At 69.9% G+C, this 16466-nt stretch carries 17 protein-coding genes; 3 read left to right on the plus strand and 14 right to left on the minus strand.

Going from position 1 to position 16466, the window contains the following annotated elements:
- Positions 1-81: 81 nt before the first annotated feature.
- The 6 genes from WMF44_RS35150 to WMF44_RS35175 form a co-directional block, all read right to left on the minus strand.
- Positions 82-1404: a ferritin-like domain-containing protein gene (locus WMF44_RS35150; RefSeq protein WP_437294409.1), complete on the minus strand. Its 1323-nt coding sequence runs from the start codon at positions 1402-1404 to the stop codon at positions 82-84.
- A gap of 145 nt (positions 1405-1549) precedes the next feature.
- A complete protein-coding gene (locus tag WMF44_RS35155) occupies positions 1550-3127 on the minus strand; it encodes a leucine-rich repeat domain-containing protein (RefSeq protein ID WP_437294410.1) in 1578 nt (525 codons plus the stop codon).
- Positions 3128-3551: 424 nt separating this feature from the next.
- Entirely contained in the window at positions 3552-5141 is a 1590-nt protein-coding gene (locus WMF44_RS35160; RefSeq protein ID WP_437294411.1) for a caspase family protein, read from the minus strand.
- Positions 5138-5911: a DUF4384 domain-containing protein gene (locus tag WMF44_RS35165; RefSeq protein ID WP_437294412.1), complete on the minus strand. Its 774-nt coding sequence runs from the start codon at positions 5909-5911 to the stop codon at positions 5138-5140. Before WMF44_RS35165 ends, WMF44_RS35160 begins: the two co-directional genes overlap by 4 nt.
- Complete coding sequence (locus WMF44_RS35170; RefSeq protein WP_157907086.1) at positions 5908-6417, minus strand: RNA polymerase sigma factor; 510 nt, start codon at positions 6415-6417, stop codon at positions 5908-5910. The genes WMF44_RS35165 and WMF44_RS35170 overlap by 4 nt, the downstream gene beginning before the upstream one ends.
- Positions 6418-6436: 19 nt before the next feature.
- Positions 6437-7150 (minus strand): hypothetical protein, encoded by a 714-nt coding sequence (locus WMF44_RS35175; protein ID WP_437294413.1) that lies wholly within the window; start codon positions 7148-7150, stop codon positions 6437-6439.
- A gap of 576 nt (positions 7151-7726) precedes the next feature.
- Here WMF44_RS35175 and WMF44_RS35180 point away from each other — a divergent pair.
- The 3 genes from WMF44_RS35180 to WMF44_RS35190 all read left to right on the plus strand — a co-directional run bounded on the left by WMF44_RS35180 (position 7727) and on the right by WMF44_RS35190 (position 10138).
- Complete coding sequence (locus tag WMF44_RS35180) at positions 7727-8323, plus strand: hypothetical protein (protein ID WP_437294414.1); 597 nt, start codon at positions 7727-7729, stop codon at positions 8321-8323.
- 108 nt (positions 8324-8431) lie between these two features.
- Positions 8432-9115, plus strand: coding sequence for a hypothetical protein (locus tag WMF44_RS35185; RefSeq protein WP_437294415.1), 684 nt, complete (start codon positions 8432-8434; stop codon positions 9113-9115).
- 492 nt (positions 9116-9607) lie between these two features.
- Positions 9608-10138 (plus strand): hypothetical protein, encoded by a 531-nt coding sequence (locus tag WMF44_RS35190; protein ID WP_437294416.1) that lies wholly within the window; start codon positions 9608-9610, stop codon positions 10136-10138.
- 64 nt (positions 10139-10202) lie between these two features.
- Here the strand turns inward: WMF44_RS35190 and WMF44_RS35195 are convergent, their stop codons facing one another.
- The 8 genes from WMF44_RS35195 to WMF44_RS35230 form a co-directional block, all read right to left on the minus strand.
- Complete coding sequence (locus WMF44_RS35195; RefSeq protein WP_437294417.1) at positions 10203-11168, minus strand: hypothetical protein; 966 nt, start codon at positions 11166-11168, stop codon at positions 10203-10205.
- Positions 11169-11469: 301 nt separating this feature from the next.
- Positions 11470-12900 carry a M56 family metallopeptidase gene (locus WMF44_RS35200; protein ID WP_437294418.1) on the minus strand — a complete coding sequence of 477 codons (1431 nt, stop codon included), beginning with the start codon at positions 12898-12900 and terminating at the stop codon, positions 11470-11472.
- Complete coding sequence (locus tag WMF44_RS35205) at positions 12897-13271, minus strand: BlaI/MecI/CopY family transcriptional regulator (RefSeq protein WP_012239228.1); 375 nt, start codon at positions 13269-13271, stop codon at positions 12897-12899. The genes WMF44_RS35200 and WMF44_RS35205 overlap by 4 nt, the downstream gene beginning before the upstream one ends.
- A gap of 105 nt (positions 13272-13376) precedes the next feature.
- Positions 13377-13772 (minus strand): GFA family protein, encoded by a 396-nt coding sequence (locus tag WMF44_RS35210; protein ID WP_437294419.1) that lies wholly within the window; start codon positions 13770-13772, stop codon positions 13377-13379.
- A gap of 96 nt (positions 13773-13868) precedes the next feature.
- A complete protein-coding gene (locus WMF44_RS35215; protein WP_437294420.1) occupies positions 13869-14777 on the minus strand; it encodes a pirin family protein in 909 nt (302 codons plus the stop codon).
- A 102-nt stretch (positions 14778-14879) separates the two neighbouring features.
- Entirely contained in the window at positions 14880-15179 is a 300-nt protein-coding gene (gene tnpB, locus WMF44_RS35220; RefSeq protein ID WP_437294421.1) for an IS66 family insertion sequence element accessory protein TnpB, read from the minus strand.
- Positions 15176-15487 (minus strand): IS66 family insertion sequence element accessory protein TnpA, encoded by a 312-nt coding sequence (gene tnpA / locus WMF44_RS35225; protein ID WP_437294422.1) that lies wholly within the window; start codon positions 15485-15487, stop codon positions 15176-15178. The genes tnpB and tnpA overlap by 4 nt, the downstream gene beginning before the upstream one ends.
- A gap of 359 nt (positions 15488-15846) precedes the next feature.
- Positions 15847-16248, minus strand: a complete 402-nt coding sequence (locus WMF44_RS35230; protein ID WP_437294423.1) for a hypothetical protein — start codon at positions 16246-16248, stop codon at positions 15847-15849.
- Between the last annotated feature and the right edge of the window lie 218 nt (positions 16249-16466).

A 16466-nucleotide genomic window follows, 5' to 3' on the forward strand; every position in this document is an offset into this window, starting at 1 on the left:
CAGCGGCGCAACTCTCCCGGCCCGTGGCGCCTGAATTTCCGGCGACGGCTCATTCTCAATCGGCTTTTCTCGCAGGATTTCTCACCCGCGGTGCTGGGCCGAAAGCAGCGTGCGCATGGCCGGCGTGATGACGTCCGCGATCGCGCGGCGCCACGTGGTGGCCAGGGCGGCGCCTTCGAGCCGCCCGTGCGCGGCCAGGGCTGGAGCGGCCTGTGCCGGGGCGGCCGGCGGAGGCGCGGCGAGGGCGGCATCGAACGCCGCAGCGACCGCCCGGCGCACCGCATCGCCGCCCGCCTGGAGCGCCCAGGCCACGAAGCGCCACGCGAGCTCGGCGTGCCTGGCCTCATCCTCGGCGATCATCGCGAGGACGCTCTGGACCGCGGCGTCGCTCGCGTGCGCGAGCTGCTCGCTGGCCTGCACGGCGGCGAGCGTCTCGCCGACGCAGCCTTCACGGACGGCGCGCGCCGCCATCTCGGGGAGATCCGAGCTGACCTCGACGAGGCCGCCGAAGTCGAACGGCGCGGGCTCTAGCGCCGCTCCCGCGTACGCGCTCGCCAGCCCGAAGCAGAGCGCCGCATGGCGCACCTCGTCGAGAGCAGCCTCGTGCGCGGCGGCGAGCATCGCGGCGGGGGCGCCGACGGCCATCATCTCCAGGGCGAATCGCGAGAACGAGGCGATGGATGCGTGCTCGAGCAAGGCGTCGCGGAGCCACGCATCGGCCAGCGCGGCGCGGTCTGCCGGCGTCAGCTGCGCGACGTCCGGGCGCGCCGCTGCGCCCCACGCGCCCGCCTCGCGCCGCGCTGCCCGCGCGGTGCGGGCGCGCTCGCCCACGACGAACGGCCGGCCCACGGAGGCGCATTCCGCAATGTACTCGTAGCAGCACTGGCCATCTCGAAGGACGCCCTCGCCAATCTCGTAGGCTCCGCAGCCGCTGCGCGGGAAATGATATTTACTATCAAAAGGATCGACAGGCGGGCACGGGCTCGCGGGCGCGCCGCCCTGGCCCCCCGCGCCGCCAACCCCCCCGGCACCGCCCTGCCCGCTGACCTCCTCCCGCGGAATGCAATGGCTGCCTTCGACGGTGTCATAGTAGACACCACCCGAGCTCGTCGACACGGGGCCACCGTCGATGCCGCCGCCTTGCCCGTCCATCTCACCACGCGATCCCGAGCTCGCGTCGTCCTCTCCACGCGATCCCGAGCTCGCGTCGTCCGAGGCGCGGCCGCCGCTTCCCGCGGCGAGGCCGCCGCCACCTTCGCCCGACGTGCGGTCCCGGACGACATCGCCGCTGCACGCGGCGCCTCCAGCCACCATGCCGAGCGTCGCCGAGGTGAGTATCGCGCGGGTCAGCTGGTGAGCGAGCGCGATCCGAAATTGAGCCGAAGAGAAGGATGTCATTGTCATGGCGCCGCCTGTGAGCAGCAAGCATGCCAGACACGAGATCCCTGGGGATTCAGCGCTTCTGTGCCAGAACAGCCGGCACATCCTGACACAGAGATGGGTGCGCGTCGGTGTCGAGCGTCAACAGCGGCGTTGACCTCCCCGCGGCTCAGGGCGAGCAGGTCCCGGTACCGTTGTTCTCCTCGATCGTGCTCTCGGGCAGCCAGTAGAGGCCATCCATGAATGCCTCGACTTCGCAGCTCGGCAAGCTGTCGTTGTGCGCGATCCGCATCCAAGCAGCGATCGTTCGAGCTCCCAGGCCGCGAAGCGTCGCGAGCGACCGGTTCCCCTCGACGAAGAGCCAGGAGAGCTCGGCCAGGTCTTCGAGCCCGGTCAGCGCAGGCAATGCGTCATTGTCCTGGATGGTGAGCTGGCGCACGTGGACCAGGCCACGCAGAGCGTCGATGTCCACGAGCGCATCGTTGTCCTCGAGCGTCACGCTGTCGGTCACGCCGTTGCCCTCGCTGAGCGAACCGAGCCCGTCGAGGGTGGTGAGCGCAGGATTACCGGTGATTCCGATCCCGTATATGTTGCGGAGGCCGCGCAGGGGTCGGAGATCCGTGAGCCGAGGATTGTGGCTGATCGACAGCTGATCGAGCTCCGAGAGCTGCTCGACTCCCGTGAGGCTCATGAGTCCGGCGTTATCGCTTACGCCGAGAGCCGCCAGCTGGGTGACGCCGGCGAGATCGGACAGATCCGACAGGGAGTCACAGCCGGAGACGGAGAACATTTGCAGGTGCGTTACACCGCCGAGATCGATGCGCGTGAGCTTGGGGTTGCCCGAGAAGTAAAGCGCCGGCATGAGGTCCTCGCCCGAGGGAACATGCGCGAGAGCGCCGGCGCTCACGAGCTCGGGATTCCCACTGACGGTGAGATACTGGATACCGCGGAGCGATAGCATGCCGTCGAGGCTGACCATCGAGGGATTGCCGCTGACCTCGAGAGAGTTGACGGTCTCGAGCGCCGCGAGCCCGGTCAGGTCCACGAGACGCTCGTTCAACCCGATCTCGATGAACCCCGCTTGGACGAGGCCGTCGAGGCCGCGCAGCGAGCTCAGCTGCCGATTCTTCCACAAAAAGAGGTGCTCGACGCTCGTGAGCCGCTCGATACCTTCCAGGCTGGCGAGCCCGTCGCTCTCGGAGATGGCGAGCTCATCGAGCTCCTCGACGGCTCCGAGGCCCTCGAGGCTGGTCAGCGCGTCGCTGTCGATGACGGTGAGGCTCCCTCGGCGGAGGTTCCCCAGCCCGTCCAGCGTCGCGAGCCGGTCATTGCCCTCGATCCAGAGCTCCCCCTCCTCCATGGTTTCGAGGCCTGCCAAGGACTCGAGCGAATCGTTGTCGATCACGTGCAGCTCACGTACGTTCACCCCGACGCCGGCGATGCTCTCGAGGAGCGGGTTTTCACGGATGTCGATGGTTCCCGTGACCTGTCGCAGGCTCGAAAGTCCGCTGAGGCTGAGCAGCGATAGGTTCCGCATCACCTCCAGCCGCATCCCGATGGAGGAAAGGGCGTCGAGACCGTCCAGGGTAGACAGCTGAAATGTGTCGTTGATATCGAGGCGGCCCGTGATGGTCGTCAGGCACGCGAGCGGGGACAGATCGGAGACTTCCCCGCCGATGGTGAGGCTGCCATTGAGCACGGAAACACCGCGCAGCTTCTCGAGATCCTCCTGGCCATTGGCATTCAAGACGCCGCCGAGTGAACGGCCCGGCTCGCACCCCTGCGCAGCGCCCCCCGCGCCTGCGTCCCCGCCTGCGCCTCCGTCCCCGCCTGCGCCTGCGTCCGGCTCGCTCGGCCCACCTCCCGAGGATTGACCGCCTGAACTGGCGCTCGCGACGACCGCGGGGTCGCCCGAGCTGGATGACGTGGCGCCGGCACCGCCAGTTCCTGCCGTCGATCCGACCTCGCCTCCTCCCGCCGGCGGTTCTTCGACGTCACGCACAATCCGGCCATCACAAGCCGGCGCGAGCGCCATCAGCGCAAGCACGCCCATCCGCCACGGCTTCCCCATGCCACGACGTTGAGCTCACTCCGATCCTGCGTCAAGACCCCGGGGCAACGCCGAAAGTGCGCAATCGCGACGCGGCAATTTTGCAGGAGCGCGGCCCGCGTCAAAGGCTCATGCCCACGCCCACGCGGAGCCGCATGGCCACCGCGGCGCCGACCTCGCCCTCGTCGCTTCCCGCGCGTCGCTGATTGAAGACGTACGTCTGCGCCGCCGCCTCGACGCCGAGGTAGAAGCGCTCCGCCAGATCGATGTTCACCCCTGCATCGACGCCGAACGCCCCTGCCAGGCCATGGCGGTCGGGCGCGCGCCCGGCGGTCTCGAACCGCTGCCTCATGACGGCGAGGCCGACGTCCACCCCGACGCCGAGGCTGATCACGGGCAGATCCAGGGAGCGGGACAGGCGCACGTCCAGGCCGAGCTCATCATTGCTCGCCGTGAGGTGCTCGTTCTGGAAGGCGCTGCGGCACGCGCTGAGCCGGGGCGCGACGCCGAGGTGCTGGAGCTCGATCCCATAGCCGACGAAGCCGCCGTGACAGAGCGAATCCCCCGGGACAAGAGGCGTCCTGAGCTGATAACCCGCCACCGGCCCGTGCGCGACCTCGCGGACGCCGCCGCCCTTGCGCACGAGCCGGGCGAACATGACGCGGCTCAATCGCTCGTCGCCGACATCCATCGTCTGCCCTGCCCCGGCGTCGACGCTCCCCTCCAGGAGAAAGTCGGGGCCTCGCCCCCGCACGAAGTAACGGCCAGGGCGCAGGCTGACGGTCCGCGTCGCGTCGCTCGCGCCCACCTCGGCCACCACCGCGCCCTCGCTGGAGTCTCGCATCACGAGGTAGGCCCTGCCGGCAGGAAAGCGGAGCACACCCCGGAGCGACGCATGGACAGGCAGCTCGGTCAGGACGAGCTTGCCCTGGCCGCGGAGGTCGTAACGGAAGGTGGGGTGTTGCGCCCCGGCCCACGTGCGGCTCGTCGCGCGCAAGGTGCTCTCGTACGCATGGCGGTACGCCTCCTCGAGCGAGACGGCGCCGTCTCGATCCGCGTCGGCCGTCCCGAGCAGCCCCGAGACGAGCGCGTGGGTGAAGAACGACCCTTTGAGCTCATCGGACTCCTGAGCGTCCTCGTTTCCAGAGCTCGACGTGAGCGTCACCATCCCTTGCCCGGCGAGCCGCTGATCGAGCTTGATGACGAAGGGGGGCGCGCTCGTGCCGCCCTTGACGCGCGTCAGCGCCCCGGAGCGGCACGAGTCCACGATCAAGAGCCGCGCCGAGGCCGCCGAGCCGCGGACGAGCTGCTCGAACTCCGTCAGCGAGAGGGGCGTCGGCCCGAGGTGAAGCGCGTTCGCGTCGGCGTGGCCGGAGTAATAAACGAGGTAAAGGACATCGGTGTCCGGGCTCGAGATGGCCGCGCGGACACGGTCGTTCATCGTGATGAGCGTGCGCCGGACCGTCTCCGCGCCCTCGCTCCGCAGGAGCACCAGGTTCGCCGGGGGAAAGCCGCCGAGGTCCTTGAGCACGTCGTACATCTTCGACGCGTCGTCCTCCGCGTACCGGAGCTCGACCTCGCCCTTCTCTCCGGCGTTGTTGCCGATGAGCACCGCGAAGCGCTCGATGCGCGCCTCGGCCGGGGCCGCAGCGGCGGCCGCGGCCAGCCCGCACGCCGCGGCGGCGAGCGCCGCTCTGCGACGGCGGATCACGGCGACGCCGCGACCTTCTCCGCCGTGAGCGCGTCGACGTCGCAGCCCGGCGGGGCGGGCGGCGCGCCGGGGTGCGCCGCGAGCGCGGCCCGGAGCGGCTCGACCGCGATCGCCTCCGAGCAGAACAGCCCGAAGATCCGCTCGGTGCCGAGCGTCTCGTCGAGCACCGTGCTCTGGGGGAGGAGGACCTCCCGGCCAGGCTCGATCCGCGCCGCGACAGGACCGCTCGGGTAATAGACGCTCGCCTGGGAGGCCCCGTCGACGCTCAGGATCACGAGATACCGCGCCTCCGCGCTGGAGTACGTGAACTGGATCGCGTCGCCTGGATGCAGCCTCTCGCCCGCCCCGCCGGGCAGGACGCTCCCGCCGCGCTTGACGTAGAAGCCGATGTGCTCCGCGCCCTTGATGCGCTCTCCGGGGATCTCCGCGTCTCGTCCCTCCGGCCCGGCATGGAAGCGGAAGAAGAAGAGCGCCGCCGCCGCCGCCGCGAGCGCGCTCGCCGCCGCGGGCGCCAGCCACCGGCGCGGCGGGCGGATCTTCTCCCTGGCGCGGCGCTCCGGGATGGAGGCGCCGCGGGCGAGCCGCAGGGGCGGCGCCGACGCCGCGAACGAGGCGCGCGCCGCCTCCATCTCGGAGCGCCGCGCCGAGCACCGCGAACAGCCAGCCACGTGCGCGCTCGCCTCCTGCGCCGCGGCCGCGTCGAGCTGGCCCGCCATGAGCTCGTCGAGCTTCAGCTCCGAGAGGCACCCTTCGGGTCGCGCTGGCGTCATGGACTCGAACTCCCTTCTCTCATCCGGTCGGAGAGCGTGGCCTTCAGCCGCTCCAGCAGATTGCCGACGTGCCGGCGGGAACAGCCCATCACGCGCGCGATCTCCTCGTGGGTCATCTCATCGGAGTAATAGTGGACGGCGACCTGCGCGAGGTCGCCCGGGAGCTGCGCGAGGAGCTCCCGCGTGAGGAGGGCGTTCTCGGCGGACGCCGCCGCGCTCTCCTGCTGCAGGGGTGCGACGTGGGTGTCGAGGAGCCGCAGCCGGTTCTTGTGATCGCGGATGCGGTTCAGGCATGCGTGCGTGGTGGCGCCGTAGAGCCAGCCCACCATCGGGCCCTTGCCGTCGAGCTGCCCGGGCTCGCCGAGCAGGGAGGCGAAGACATCCTGGAGGATCTCCCGCGCCTCCTGCTCGTTCCCGAGGAGCCGCCGCGCCCGGCGCAGCACGAGGTGCCCATGCTGCCGGTAGGCCGCCTCGATCAGCGACACCAGCGCCTCGCGATCCTCCACGTCCGAGCGTGTACCACGATCAGTGCCAGTCCGGGAACTCCAAATCTTCCTGCGGCGCCATGCGGACCGTGAGCGCCGAGCTCGCGCCGCCCGCAGCGGGGCGGATCTTGAGCTTCACGTCATACCCCCCGCAGGCCAGGTGCTCCGCTTCCGTCGTCGCCGCGGCGTCGCAGGCGTCGAAGGCCGCTTGCATCTCTGCATCCACGTCGCTCCCGGGCGTGCGGGGGACCGCATCCATGACGTGGTACCCGGGGGCGAGCGGCCCGCCGAAGAGGTTCGACCAGGCGCCGTCTTCGTCCATCTCGCTCTCGACGTACACGATCACGTGGTGCTCATCGACGCCGAGCCAGCTGCTCTCCGAGTCGGCATAAACCTCGCTCGGCGCGGCCACGATGATGCCGATGCCGACCCTGGTGTCCTCGAGGCCGACCTCGCTGAGATCGTTGAGCCCGCTCTCCGGAGGGGGCTCATGGATCGACAGCGTGAAGCTCGCAGGGAAGCTCCCGACCGCCGTCGCCCGGACGGGAAAGTTCTCGCTGCCGCTGCCGACCTGCTCGATGTTCCAGACCAGCACGGCGTCGACCGGCCCCGCCGGCGCCTCGTCGAGCTCATTGGCGATCGTGCCTCGCACCGTCAGCAGAGCCTCGCCGGGGTAGTCGGAGCCCACGTGGGGGTCGCCGCACGCGGCGAGCAGGAGCGGGAGCACAAAAGAGACGATCGAACGATGCTTCATGACACTTCTCCTTGAAAAAAGAACAACAAGCAACGGTGAACGAGCAAACCAGCCATCCGCGAGAGGGCGCAGCGCGCGCCCTCGCCGCCGTGGTGCGGTCGCGCCGCCCACGGAGCTCTCCTGGATGCGTGGCCTGGCGCCTGCCGTTCCGTGCAGCGCGGCGCCCCGGAGGAAGACCCGCCTTCGCTGGCCCCTTCGACCTGGAGAGACCGCAGGGGTCGCGGTTTGGGCACGGTCGATGTCGATTGTTCATTTTTACAGTACAAACAAACTTTTCTTCCTCCACCATCCAACCAAACCAGCTCGGGCCGACGCCGCTCGAGTTGCGCGAAGCTGGCTCAAGCCGCTCGCCGCGCGCCGCGCGCATCTCCTCCTGCACCCCCGTGAACGCCGGCGCCCGGCGCGCTCGCGGCGTGTGGCGCGTCGGTTGCTAACTCACGTCTCCAGCAGGCGCTCGAACGCAGACGGCGAGGCCGCGTGGAGGTCCCCGACCTACGCACGCCTGGCCGGAATCCTCCGGCCGATGCCCGCCCGACGACGCCCTGCCGACACGACTGAGAAAGGAGCCTTGCTGTCATGAACAAGATCGCCCTGCTGTTCGGAGGCTGTGTTGCGCTTGCGTCGATCGCGGCGGCCTCTCCCGCTCAGGCTGGCTGGACCAGCTATGTTTCGGAAGAAGACGTCCCCGCGTACTGTCCCGGCCCCGAGGCCGCCACCGGCTTCGCGTGCTGGGGGGATTACTGCGACGAGGTCGCGCTGCACTGCAACGGATTGCCCTCCTGGAGCTCTCTGGACATCTACAGCAGGTACTGGACGAGCTACTTCTCCGAGGAGGGGGACAGCGATCTCGGCGAGGTGGTGTGCTCGGACGGCCCGAGCGGCGGCAGCTGCGAGGCGTTCGAGCTCGGCGACAACGTGCGCTACTGCTTCGGCGGCCGCGGGAGCAAGGGCATCGTGACGGGCATCGACTGCGCGGACAGCTACTGCGACGAGATCTCGCTCGAGTGCACCAAACCCGCGGTCGGGCGCCTCACGGGCTGCTCCTGGTCGGACTGGCTGTCGGAGGAGGAGTGGTACGTACACTTCGGCACGAACCGGTTCATCACGGCGGTGGAGTGCAGCGGCGACTACTGCGACAACAAGCGGTTCTACGTCTGCTCGCTCGTCCAGTAGCGGCCCGGGCGCCGCGGCGCTCGCCGCGGGGTCGGCCCGGCGGCTCGTGCGTCGCGGGGCGTCGAGTTGTGATACTGCTCGTCTCCCCGGGGGGAGAAGGAAAGCACCATGTCGGAGTCGAAGCTCGCCGCGCCGCAGATGGTCGTCGACAGCCGTATGCTCTATTCGAGCTGGGTCCCAGCGGATCCGGCCGCCGCCGCGGCGCTCTTGCCGGACGGGATCAGGCCGGCGGAGAACAAGGCCATTTACATGAACCAGTACGTGGTCGACAAACCGGAGCAGACCTCCGGCTTCGGCGCCTATTCGCTCACCTACCTGGGGCTGGATCTCGCGGATCACACGACGCCCGACGGCGCGAGCCCGGCCCGGTTCTTCACGCACTACGTCAACTCCTCCGAGACGGTGCGCCGGTACGTGCGCGAGCGCGGCGTGCCGGCGTCGCCCGGGGCGACGACGCTCGAGCTGCACGGCAGAGAGCTCGTGGCGACCACCTCGGTCGACGGCGTGCCCATCATCCGGACGAGGGCGCTCGTCGGCAACAAGATCGGCGTGGTCGCGCGCGGCCACCTCGCCTACGTGACGAAGGTCGACGGGCGGCTCGTCGCCGGCAACTACCCCTATATCGCGGACATGGCCGACCCGTACGAGCTCCTCGCCGTCGAGTTCCTCGCGAAGGATCACCCGGTGTACGCGCTCCGGCCCGGGAGCCCGATCCAGGTGGTGAAGAGCGCCTCGTGGTACTCGCCCCGCAGCTCCTTCGTGTATCCGGGCGGAGAGCGGGACCTCTTCTGACGGCCCCGCCCCCGGCCGCCCTTCGCGCCGGCGCGGCGCCCGCCGCGGCCGGCGCGTGCCGGGGGTTCACCGGGACGCCAAGGCCGCCAGGAGAGCCAGGATTTTCTCTCCCTTTCGTCCTTGCGCCGGATGGCTCGACTTCACGTCGTCCGATCCGCTTCGTCCGAGCGCCAGAGCGCCGTCCCCTGTGAGCCCACCGACGCCATGGTGGGGCGAGCGGCCCTGTACCCATCCTGCCCGCGCCGGCGAGCGCGCGCGCACACACACCGAAGGGCGGGCGGCCAGGGTGGATTGGATGGGATCTCGCCAGAGCGCGCGGTCGTGAAGGAGGGAAGCCTGGAAGACCCATGAGCGCTTGGTCCTTGTTCGTCGCGCCGCGGGCGGCGGCGGAGGCCCGCGCGGCCCCGTCGTGCACAACGCGGCCCCGGGTACGTCGGTTGCTCCGAGCCGGTCCGCGGCCGGAGCCGGCCGCTCGTACAAGGGAGAGAACGAATGAATCGACTGATTCGACTCGGAGCACTCTCGGCCTTCCTGTCGCTCGTCCTCTGGGGCGGCAAGGATGTGGCGGCCGCTCCGATCCCCGCCGCGCTGAGCAGCAAGCAGCTCAAGGACCTGACGACCGCGGACGAAGACACCACGTGTCAATCGCTCACGCCGAACCTCGTGCTCACCAGGCAGGATACCTGCGAGTTCGTCGGGCTCCTGTGGTCCACGGTCGGGCAGGCGTGCACCGTCGTGAGGGACAAATGCCTGGCCGATGGCCAGCAGCCGGCGGCGCGAGCGGACGAGACGGCCACGCCGAGCTGTCTGCCGCCGGCCGAGTCGCGCGTCGGCTGCACCGCGACGGTGGCCGAGTACGAGGCGTGCATGCTGGCAAACGCCGAGAAGGTCCGGGCGCTCAGCTGCGATTCCGCGATGAGCGCGCTCGAGGCCCCCGTCGCGGCGTGTGACGTCATCGCGCAGAAATGCCCCGACCTCGGCAACACCGACGACGGCCAGGGCCAGGGCGAAGACCAGCCCTGACGCCGCCGCAAGGCGCGCCCCGCAGGACCCGCCCGCCTCGATCCGGCCGCGAGGCGCGCCGCGGCTACAGCGCTGCGCTCCCGATCTGCTGGATCGTCGCCTCCACCCGCAGCCGCTCTCGCTGCTCCGGTGACGACTGGATGAGCTCGTTCAGCTTGCTGTGGATGACATAGAGCTTTCCGTCCCGGAGCACGCCGGTCGTCGGATAGACGTCGCCGAGCCGCTCTACCGCGCGCAACCTCGCGGTGCTCCAGCCGTCCTCGCTCGACAGCGAGAACGCGGCGTTCGACGCGACGCCGGCGGCCTGGTTCGCGACGACCACGAGATCTTTTTTCCCCACCAGGGTCAGCCCGTCGCCGCCCACGAACCGCTCGGCGACATCGACCCTGGTGAACCGCGACGGGTTCGCGAGGGGCACCTTGAACAAGGTGCCATCGCTCTTCTTGACGACCAGCAGATAGCCATCGGGGTGGACGACCACCCCGTTGAGGTTGATCCCATCGCCGGTGAATTGCTCGTCCCGCAGGAAGACGGCCGCGTTCCCCTGCGGATCGACCTTGTAGATGGTCGGCGAGAAGCTGTCGGTCACGTAGGCGTTGCCGGCCGAGTCCAGGGCGATTCCGTTCACGAGATGAGCGCCGGGGGACAGCGGCGCGAGATCCACGTAGTGGATGGCCTTGCCCGTGGAGAGATCGTAGACGCCCACGGCGGCCAGGTTCTTCGGCCCCGCGGCAGACGGCTTGATGCTCGCGCCGAGATCGGAGCTCACCGCCCAGAGCCGCCCCCGCTCGACGTCCACGGCGATGCCGAGCACCGAGCAGAGGCGCGGGTCGTCGACGACACGGGAGACGCCGCCATCGGCGTCCACCGCGTAGATCGCGCCCTCCCTGAACGAGCTCACAAGGAATTTGCCTCGGCTGCCGTCGTATTCGATCGTCTCCGGATACAGCGCTGGCCTGTGGACGGTGATGGGCTGTCCCGTGCGCTCCAGGGTGACGACCTCCGCGCGCGCGCAGCCGGCGGCCGTCAACCCGATCGTCGCAACCGCGCACAGAGCCCGGGCGGTCAACCCCGCACGCGCCGCGCGCGCAGCCGTGCGCCGCGCGCGAGGCGTCCTGTTCATGATCGACATGTCAGCTCCTGTTCTGCCGAGGCATCGCCTCAGTTTATTTCGGGAAATTCACAGGGAGGCGGGGAGACGGGGAGGAAAAATTCTCAAATACTCCCTGTCTCCCCGCCTCCCTGTTCAATATTTCCGCTGAAAAACGGCGGCAAAATGAGGGGGATTCCTCGGCCTGTTCTGGACAGGCCCGTGCGGTGTGCGGAGCGCGCTACCGAGGCGCGCTGCCGGACGCCCGCGGGCGCCTCTCCCACGTTGTCCAATCGTCGACGAATCGCTCTTCGATCCAGGCCTTCGCGGCGCGCGCGTGCCTCAGCTCCTGGCGCAGCTCGAGCACCCGCACGGCAGCCTGGGTGTCCGCGCGCTGCGCGTCGGGGAGGAGCAGCGCTTCCTCGAGCCGCGCCTCGATCTCCCGCTCACGGCGCGCGAGCTCGGCCATCTGCTCGCTCGCCGCGGCTGCGTCGGGCGGCGATGTTGTCGCGTCGAGGGCAGCGCCGCGATCCCGGGCGAGCACGCCGCCCGCGCCTGACGCGAGCAGCGGCGGCCGCGCGCGCGCCACCTGGACGCTCAGGCTTGCAGCCGCAATGCCGGCCGCGGCGAGGCTGGCGATGGCCCGCCGCCGGCCCCGAGGGCTCGGCGTGGAGCGCGCCCGGCTCCCCGCATCCAGGAGGCGCCTGACGCGCGGAAGGAGCGCGCCCGCCGAGCGCGCCATGGCCGGGACCAGCGCGCGCCGCGGGGCGAGCGACGCGCCCGACGCGACCTGGACCAGCGCGCGCGCCAGACCGAGGGGATCCCCCGTGAGCTCGACGGCGCGATCGTCGCAGGCGAGCTCCGCTGTCTGGCGGAAGCGGGACGACGCCAAGTGGACGAGCGGATGCACCCACAGGACCGACTGCACGAGGCCAGCGGCCGGAAACCACAGCCCGTCGCGGCGCTCGATATGCGCCAGCTCGTGCGCGAATACGGCGTCGACCTCGGCGTCGGTGAGGGCGGCGAGCCTCGCCAGCGGAATGCAGATCTCGGAGGCTCCGATGACGAGCGGGCTGCCGACACCGGCGCTCTCGGTCAGCGCGACCGGGCGCATTCCGATCCGGGCGCGCAGCCGATCGAGCCGCTGGAGCAGCCGCGCGTCCTGCACCGACCTGCGCCCGCGGAGCCCACGCCACAGCAGCAGCGCCGACGAGGCGAACCGCAGCAGCCCCAGCGCGGCCGCTCCGGCCGTGCACGCGGCGAGCAGGCTCCACGCCTGGCTTCCCCCGGCGCGCCACGCCGGTGAGCCGGCGCCGGCGCTCTCCCTGGTTGAGCCGCTGATCTCTCGTGCGGCATCGAGGACCGCCGGCGCGGGGGCGTCCTCGAGCGACAGGACGGCGATCTCTCCAGGAGATGCCGTGTCTCCGGGCGCGCGCTCGAAGGCCCATGACATCACCGCCGCGAGCAGCAGTGTCGCGAGCGGACCGAACAGCGCCATCTTCCAGAGCAGGTGTCGCGTGGAGGACGAGAGGGCTCTCCGTCGAGCCACGAGCGCCGCCGCCCCGGTCCACACCGCGACATGGACCGAACAGGTGAGCAGCAGCGCCAGCCAGAGGGCCGCCATGCCGGGCCAGGCGCCCGGCCCCGCGAGCAGGTGGAGCGCCAGGATCACGCGCCTTTCTCCTTGATCAGCCGCTGCATCTCCTCGAGCTCTTCAGGGCTGAGCTGCTCCGACTCCAGGAGCTGCGCGGTGAGGGCCGAGGCCCTGCCGCCGAAGAACGAGCGCAGCACGCGGTGGAGAACGCCCCTGGCCGCCTCCTTCTGATCGACCGACGCGCGGTACACGAACTGCCTGCCAGACCGCTTGCGCTCCACCCACCCCTGCTGGCTGAGCCGCTGCAGCAAGGTCGCCACCGTCGTGGGAGCGAGCTCCCGCCCGTCCTCCGCCATCGCCGAGACGACGTCCCCGACGGAGCCTTCCCCGACGGCCCAGAGGGCCTTCATCACCGCGAGCTGCAGATCGGTCAGCGCTTCGGTTCCCACGACGACAAGTGTCGTTCATGAGCGGCCGCCCGTCAACTACAAATGTAGTCGCGTGAGCTCCGGGGCGGCGGCCGGCGGGATCCCGGGGCCGGGTCGGGCCGCGGGCTACGCCGGCAGCTCCTCGAACTGAGGGAGGGCGTCGGTGATCTGATGCCAGGGCGCCTTCGAGCCGACGTAGATGTGGTGATCGGGCCCCTTCGCCGGCGCGCCGTCGAGCGTGCCGAGCTGCACGTGCGCGAACCGCTGCTCGCGGACGACGTCGTACACGGGCGAGAAGCATTGTTTGCAGACGCAGCGGTACCCGTCCTCGGACTCGCCGACCCGGAGCAGGTGCTCCCGCCCCGCGGTGACGCGGAGCCTGTCGATCTCGATCCCGCCGATGGCGGCGCAGGCGGCGCCGGTGCGCCTCCGGCACCTCGAGCAATGGCAGTAAAAGGCGTAGCCGAACGCGTCGTCGACCTCGAAGCGCACGGCACCGCAGTAACAAGCTCCGTTCAGCATGGCCCAACTACCTTCCTCGAACGCGGCGCCTGGGAGCGCCGCTCCGGCTCCCTCGAACGCGGCGCCTGAGCGCGCCGCTCCGGCGCTCGCGCCCCCTCACCCGTCGGGGAACGGGATGAACTCGATGTCGTCGCCCGGCACCTTCGGAAAGAGCCCTGCCTTCCAGTCCTGCTTCGCGCGCTCGATGCGCTCCGGCGAGCTCGAGACGAAGTTCCACAGGATGTGGCGGTCGCCTTCGAGCGGGGCGCCGCCGAGGAGCATCACGCGGCTCTGCGAGAGCGCGCGGAGCTCCGGCTGCGCTCCGGCGCGGAACACGAGCATCGTCCCCTCGCCGAAGCGCTGGCCCTCGCAGCCGACCGACCCATCGATCACGTAGGCCGCGCGCGCCGCGTGCTCCTCGGGCAGCGGGAGCGTCGCGCCCGGGTCGAGCTCCGCGTGGACGTAGAGCGTCGGCGACAGGACGCCGACCGGCGAGCGCGCGCCGTAGGCCTCCCCCGCGATCACACGCAGCACGGCGCCTTCCCGGGTGACGACGGGGATCGTCGCCGCCGGGTGGTGCTCGAAGCGGGGCGCGTCCTCCTCGTGCTCGATCGGCAGCGCGAGCCAGCACTGGACGCCGTGGAGGTGCGTCTCGCGCGCCAGGTCGCCGCGCTCGGAGTGGACGATGCCGCGCCCGGCGACCATCCAGTTGACGTCGCCCGGCCGGATCGGCTGCGCCGTGCCAAGGCTGTCGCGGTGGTGGATCTCCCCCTCGAACAGGTACGTCAGCGTCGCGAGCCCGATGTGCGGGTGCGGGCGCACCGAGATGCCCTGTCCCACGGCGAAGCGCGCAGGGCCCATGTGGTCGAAGAAGACGAACGGGCCGACGAGCCGGCGGCGGACCGACGGCAGCACGCGCCGCACGGAGAAGCCGCCCAGATCGCGGGCGCGCGCGTCGATGACGAGCTCGATCGCGTTCGCGGGCGAGTCCACGCAGGCGGGTTCATGGTCGGCGTAACGGCTCATCGGGGGCTCCTTCGCGGCGCTGGGCGGGGGTGCGCGGGGCGTCGCCTCGGTCCAGCGATCGCTACCCTAACCCAAGACGAGCTCCGGATGTGTAGCGGCTCGTCACCCACGCGTCACCCCGGGCCAGCGCCTGGCAGGCCGCACCGCGCGCCCACCTCGGCCGCCGTCGCGCTGCTCGAGTGCTACGCCGCGCTTGTGCAGGTTTGAAAACAGGCAGAGTCCGCTGCCGTCGAAGAAGAGAATCTTGATGCTGGTCCGCCGCTTGCCGATGAACGCGAACAGCGCTCCGCAGCGCGCCTCATACCCCACACGCTCGCGAATCAGCCCCGAGAGCCGCTCGAAGCCGTAGCGCATGTCCACCGGCTCCAGCGCGACGAACACCTGCACGCCGGCCGGGATCATCGCGCGCCTCCGCCGAGGGCCCGGACCACGTCGGCCAGCAGCGCGGCGTCGAAGCCCGCTGCCACGCGCACGCGCGCGCCACCGACCTCGACGACGAGCTCCGAAGCGCTGCTCGTCACGGCGGGCGCCTTCGGCACCAGCCGCAGAAAGCGCGGCCGCTCGGTCCGCGACAGCCGGCTCGACCAGCCGTGCAGCGTCGAGGCCGCAAATCCGCGGCTCCGTGCGAACGCCTCCGCCGTTTCACCGCTCTCGCGCCACGCCCGAACGCGCTCGGACCACATCACTTCGGTCGCCTTCGTCCTTGTCATGCACGCCATCATGAACTGGACAGCGCGGCCAGGGGGAGACGGCGCTTCGTGCAGCGCTTACGAACATTCTCCCCATCGGCCTCTCCTCCTCGTAGTGGGTTCGTTCACAACGCCCACGAGCGCACGGAGAGGCCGACCTGCAAGCTTTACGTTCAAGTACTTGGAATTGCTGGCGTTCCCGAATCAGGATCGGCTATTTAGCGATCCGAGCGGGCTTCGGGGATGCGGTCGGCTGCTGGACCGTGATTCGAAGGGACCGGTCAGCCGCGACGGCTGGCATCACCTGCTGCCGCCCCTGGCTGTCGACCAGGTTGCTCGTGCCGCTGGGGTAGTTACATGAACGACATAGGCCAAGGACCTCAATGAACCGCGGGGGCGGCGCTCTCTGAAGGAAGTGAAGTCGGTTCGGCGTCGGTCTGGGACGCCGAACCTTGAAGCTTGTCGAGCTTGTCCAGGATCGAAGCGGTTAGGGCCGAGGCGTCAGGACCCTTTTGGGCCGCAGGCTGCTCGACCTTGTCCAACTGGTCGATGTCCGAGATGAGGGCCTTGGCGTCCTTGATGGCCTGGAGGCGGACGAACGTCGGGCCCTCGTTGATCACCGCGACGGTGGCCCCCAGGAGCACCTCAAGACGCTGCTTGGCTGTCAGGCCCTCAAGGTTGATAGGCGTGGACGTCAGGGGAGCACGCTTCTTCCGTACGATGGGCGTCTCGTCCTCCTCGCCCTCGTACTGGGAGATGGGGACGACGGGGGCACCCGGCATGCAGACATGCTTGTGCTTGCCGACGATGTTATGGTCCGAAAGCCATACTTCCGGGCAGTACGCCGGTAGGAAAGCCCGTTGCGAATCGTCCGCTCGATCTCAAGGCGATCGGGGTGACTGCAAATAGCACAAGCCATGTACGTCAAGAAGTATGACGTATGAAATCGAACAACCAGGCAATTACAGCGTACCTGCGTCAAGATTTCACGCAGAAGAGA

This window comes from Sorangium sp. So ce426 (assembly GCF_051475585.1).
Taxonomy (GTDB): Bacteria; Myxococcota_A; Polyangia; order Polyangiales; family Polyangiaceae; genus Sorangium; species Sorangium cellulosum_B.